Consider the following 5,085-nt stretch of genomic DNA (forward strand, 5'->3'; position numbering starts at 1 on the left):
TTTATAACTCGGGTTGAGCAGGATCGGTTTGCATTTGAAGTAGCCCAACAATGCAACGGCAACACAACGGTACTTGCGTTGCCGTATTCTGGATAGCTCCGCAAGTTCTTTATCATTTAGCGCGAAGTAAAACCGCTGATAAGACTCGTTGAAGGAAGGAACGCTGTATAAATCCTCGATTTCCGCGGCAGTGAGAATTGATAGCCGTTTGTCTCTGCTCATTCTTTGACCTAAAGGTCAAAGAAGATAACAAATTTTTGGTGAATTAGAAATTAATAGCCCTCTACAGGCCACGGCAGACGGGAGCTTCAGAGGGTTTTGCGATATATGGAGGCAAAATCCCTAGGACCCCTTATTGGTTATCAGAGATAATCGAGCCGCGCATACGGCTTCTATCATGCACCGCTCAGCTCGTCTACCGCGGCTCAAAGAGAGGGATGGAAGAACTTAGTATGGCTGACGACCGAAAAAATAAAGGTATTCTCTTCAATAAAAACAATAAGTTAAGTCGATTCTATGAGCAATTGTACCCCGATATAGTCGGTCACCCATCCGAACAAAGGGGCTGTTTTTATGATTCAATTGAAAAAGTTTTCAGGGCTTTCTAGTCAATGGCTATTGAACTTTTCGTATGAGAGAGGAATCACTCAAGCCGAAATTGAACAGTCTCTGGATTTGGAAAAGGATTCCAACGGTGGGTACGAATTTCTGTCGATGGAAGATTATATCCGACTCATTAATTGGACAGCTAAACGTCTCGATGAATCTCTACTAGGCTTACAACTTTCAAAGGTTGTCAAGGGTTCTGACTTTGGTTCAGGAATGCTTACCGTCTATCACGCGGCCACATTGAGAGACGTCTGTTTATGTTTATCCCGATACGATCAAACGATATCTAAAGCAATTGTTATCGATTTCATTGAAGGTAAAAATGAAAGCCGGCTAGAATATCGCGTCAACATTGCACCCGCTTTTGATATCTCTCAAGAAGTTGAATTGGCAATGGCATTATTGATGAAGCTTTTGCGTAAGCAATTGGACGATGCCTGGAGTCCTCTGGAAGTTGGATTTAGTCATAAGCCCAATTCAAGTATTGAAGACTACTACGAATTCATTGGTAAAAATGTAAAATTTGAACAAGCCGTGAATTACTGTGCAATCAGTAGTTCCGATCTTAATCTTGAAGCTACTCCCGCAGACCCCAATATGCTGAAAGTACTGCGGGAGAATGCAGATCAACTTCTGGACAAAATACTGAAAATCGACGACATTGTTGGTCAAGTTAAATTCTATATTGCCCGGACGCTCGGCACGGACGCCTGCTCGGCGAACCACGCGGCAACGCAATTTTTTATGTCACGCAGAAACCTGACTCGACAACTAATGACCCGAGGTACTTCCTTTCGCGAGCTCCGCAATGCAGTGATGGAGGAAGTCGCCAAGAAAGCGCTGACGGAAACCAGCTCCCCTGTCAGCATCATTGCACTGCAACTGGGATATTCAGAGTCCAGCGCTTTTGATCGTGCCTTTAAGAGCCTTAGCGGCTATACGCCAATGGCCTACCGAAACTTAAGTCAAACTAATTTTTGATCTTCTTTTAGGGCATGATCAGGTGGTGGAAAATGCATATATCAATTTAGGGGCACTCGGCAGTACGGTGTCCCTCAAATACCTATTGCATTTACGACGATGTTTGCTCCTCTACCGCTCGGTGCGCCGCCACAATTGCTGCTGTAACATAAGACTGGGCTTCTGAATCGGAGTTTGCAATGGAAATGCGTCCAAATTGTTTGCGTCCCAGCTCATGAGGAGCCTGGCCTTCTTCCCACTCGGGATCATCGAGCTGCATATACGGATACGCATAACCATGCGACCAGCGATTTACAGTGATGGCCTCAATATCTCGCTCATGATTGAAACCGTATTGCCCCAGAACGCTTTGTAGCTGTTGCCGAATATTTTTCTCGTAAACTTCGTAAGGGGTGGTGTAGAGAATGTGGCGCCCATGTCGGAACAGCTCACGTCCGGTCTCGTTATTGATCGGTTCCGGTGTAGGGCTGTGAAACATGCTGACCGCCATAGGTTCATCTGGCGTCATCGGCGGCTGGTGTCCCCCGGTGGTGGTTGGAGGAGTCGCGGTTATGGTATTAAAGTAATCATGAGGGCAAAACATCATATTGCAATCCAACTGTGACCAAGCTTTACCATCGCTAAGAGCAATGGTAGAAAATACAAAGGGAATCTTAACGTTATAGCTGAGATTTTCCTTTTGCTTCTCGGGAAGTTCTGGGCACAAGTGCGGTATCAAACCATTGTAACAAGCCAATATACAGTGATCAGCAGTCACACTCTGAGCCTGTCCGGAAATTACGTAATCAACCTCGACCAGATTTTCACCGCGCTGGCGCACGCCAACAGCCGTACTGTTTAACCTTATTTTAGTGGTGTGTCGTTCTCGGTCAAGTTCACTATAGTCGAGGCGTTTAGTGGCAATGTTGGTAAAATTTCCCTCCCCTTTCGCTACGGAGGGAATCAACTTACTCACCAGTAGCCTCGCTACAGTTGCATTGCCATCGGGGAAATATCTGGCTTCATAAGCTTTGCCTGTACTCATCGTCAGGAAGTCGGCTACTTCACCCAACCAGCCCATCGCTCTGAGCCCTGGCGCGCCAAGCATGATGGCGTGAAGAATACTGTCCTTCCAGCCAGAGTACCCGAACATGCCACGACTAAAAACATCTAGCATACGAATTGTTCTGCCCGAAAACCCGACTCTGTCGCGAAGAAAACTATTGTAACTGGTGGTTTTTGAGTACTTATATTTCTCGAAGAAGGACAGTTCATCAAGGTAGTCGTGCTCGCCGGATACGAATTCGATCAGTTTTTCTTTTTCAGATTTATTATAAGGCAATCGTTCTATCGCTTCGCGATAGCCTTCCTTCGCGTGTAAAAAATTAATCCAATTTCCGCCAAGGTTAACGTGACCATTATCAGTCGCAATCGACATGCCTGCATCGTGATCGGTATTGCCCAAGGGGTAATCTTGCGTCATATTGGATTCCATGATATCGGTATCGATGCCCAAGTCGTCCAATACTGAGCGGGAAATATCATCGTAGCGGTCTGGGAACTCCAAGTTTTGCGAACCGCCAGCCCCCAATAACGTTTTACCTTTGACCTGGAATTCGTTGCGCTTGGCATGTCCGCCGAAATCGTCGTGATTATCCAGAATCAGAATGCGTGCATCATGGCCCATTTTTTTTCGATAAAACCACGCTGCAGACAATCCGGATATTCCACCACCAACAATTACCAGATCATAGTGCTCGTGAAGCTTTTGGTAGTGCTGCGGTTTCTCACCACGCCATGCCAGTGAGTGGGCCACTTCAAAGGATCCCTTATGGCTGCCCCGCAAGCCTGTCAAAGTTGGTGGATAGTAATCCGCAGGTAAGGGGCCAAGCGTCGTCGCCTCACCAGATGCGCCCAGTAGCTGAGCCCATGCAGTGCTACTGGATAGACCCATCGCTCCTATTGCCAATGCAGAACCATTCAAGAAATCACGTCTTGTTATACTTTTTTTCATATTGATATACCGTAAAAATATTGACCGAGCCGCTTTTAGTCCGCCGGTGAGTCACAAGCCAAACATCGACGAAATTAGCTCGAAAGATCCTCGCCTGACGAGTTGATATTTACATTGCTGGATTTTTGATAAGATAGAAAGCCACCATAGAAAGCAATGCGATAGTTAAAATAATTTGCAATCCCTATTAGTAACAAGGATTTTTTTGTTTTCCGGTAACCAATGAGCTTTAGTGTCAATCGGAGAGTGCAGTGAAAAGAATACCGAAATTATGTCCACGACGATAAATATAACTGTCGAATTGTAAGCGGCGAGATAAAAAGTTGTAGCTATGGACATAGAGGTTTGTGACTAAATTTATTGAATTCAAATTCATCAAAGTAACAGTCGTATCGGTGATCATGGAGCTGTAGATTTATCAGTTCCAACTCACCAGATATCACACTTCATTATTAAATCGATTTCTATTGGATCGCACCTGTAGCCGCGTCACTTCGCAGTAGGGTGAAAATATACCCGCGTAGCGTCGGCATTAATTGACATAAAAGGCAATCGAGTTGATATTTAAGGACGTCGTCCAATCCTCTCCAGTCGATCTCCTAAATTCACAGGACGGGCTCGAACTGTGTGTCCTACTTCTAAAACAGACAAGATTCGAACTCGATTTATCTGATTTCCGAAGATAACAAGAAGGTAGTGTGATTTTAAAAAAAGAATTTCGGGGATCAGCGGTCAATAGAGCCGTGACAGATACGCACTCACATGTTGCTTCTGCCGCTTTACAGGCCAATCTTTGGGAGCCAATGACGCCTTTAGACCCAGACCATCCACATAAGTGGCCAACATTTCAGCTTCTAACTGTACATCTAGATCCGGTCTGAGTTCACCGGCCGCCTGTGCTTTCTCGATGAAACCGGAAATACCGGCTACCCAGTCCTTTATCCAGTGTGTTTGAGTTTGCTGCAAAGCTTGAGAATCTCCGGCCCGCTGCCAAAAGTCTCGCCAGACACAGAATTCTTTTTGCACAGTTTCGTTGATGGGCAAAGTTTGCAGCAATAAGTTCTCCAAATCCTTCGGGTTGTCTTGTATCGCCTGCACTAAACGATCTTCAGTAGATTTAATTACCTGTTCTAATGCGGCCTGGAGCACATGTTCTTTATTATCGAAGTAATAATTGACCATGCCCTCTGTACAGCCACCGGCTTCGGCGAACTTAATCATGGTTACCTTGTGAATACCATAATTAGCGATGGCTTCTACCGCCCCTCGGGCAATGGCCGCGCGCCTTTCTTCATGATCTACAATTTTCGGCATACTCTTTTGAACCTATAAACAATAACAACCTAAACTATCCCGATAGTATATTAAATATTGATCAATATTAATAATTCATGTTAAAAATATTATCCAGTATTTAAAAGAGGTGTTCACTGTGGGTAAGAAACGTTATAAGACAACTAGGCAAGGCCTGAACCGACGCAGCATCCTAAAAAATGGGTTGG

The 5,085-nt window shown here is 45.0% G+C and carries 4 protein-coding genes; 1 reads left to right on the top strand and 3 read right to left on the bottom strand.

The features are described 5' to 3' along the window. A partial coding sequence (locus tag A3735_RS22020) for a DUF4158 domain-containing protein (RefSeq protein WP_156499824.1) occupies positions 1-222 on the bottom strand: 222 nt, incomplete at its 3' end. A 351-nt stretch (positions 223-573) separates the two neighbouring features. Here A3735_RS22020 and A3735_RS22025 point away from each other — a divergent pair. Further along, positions 574-1,590, top strand: a complete 1,017-nt coding sequence (locus tag A3735_RS22025) for an AraC family transcriptional regulator (RefSeq protein WP_068553446.1) — start codon at positions 574-576, stop codon at positions 1,588-1,590. 91 nt (positions 1,591-1,681) lie between these two features. Here A3735_RS22025 and A3735_RS22030 read toward each other — a convergent pair whose 3' ends face one another. Continuing rightward, positions 1,682-3,583, bottom strand: coding sequence for an NAD(P)-binding protein (locus tag A3735_RS22030; protein ID WP_068553447.1), 1,902 nt, complete (start codon positions 3,581-3,583; stop codon positions 1,682-1,684). Between the two features lie 732 nt (positions 3,584-4,315). Beyond that, positions 4,316-4,897 (bottom strand): TetR/AcrR family transcriptional regulator, encoded by a 582-nt coding sequence (locus A3735_RS22035; protein ID WP_068510848.1) that lies wholly within the window; start codon positions 4,895-4,897, stop codon positions 4,316-4,318. Positions 4,898-5,085: the final 188 nt, after the last annotated feature.

This window comes from Oleiphilus sp. HI0061, from assembly GCF_001635675.1.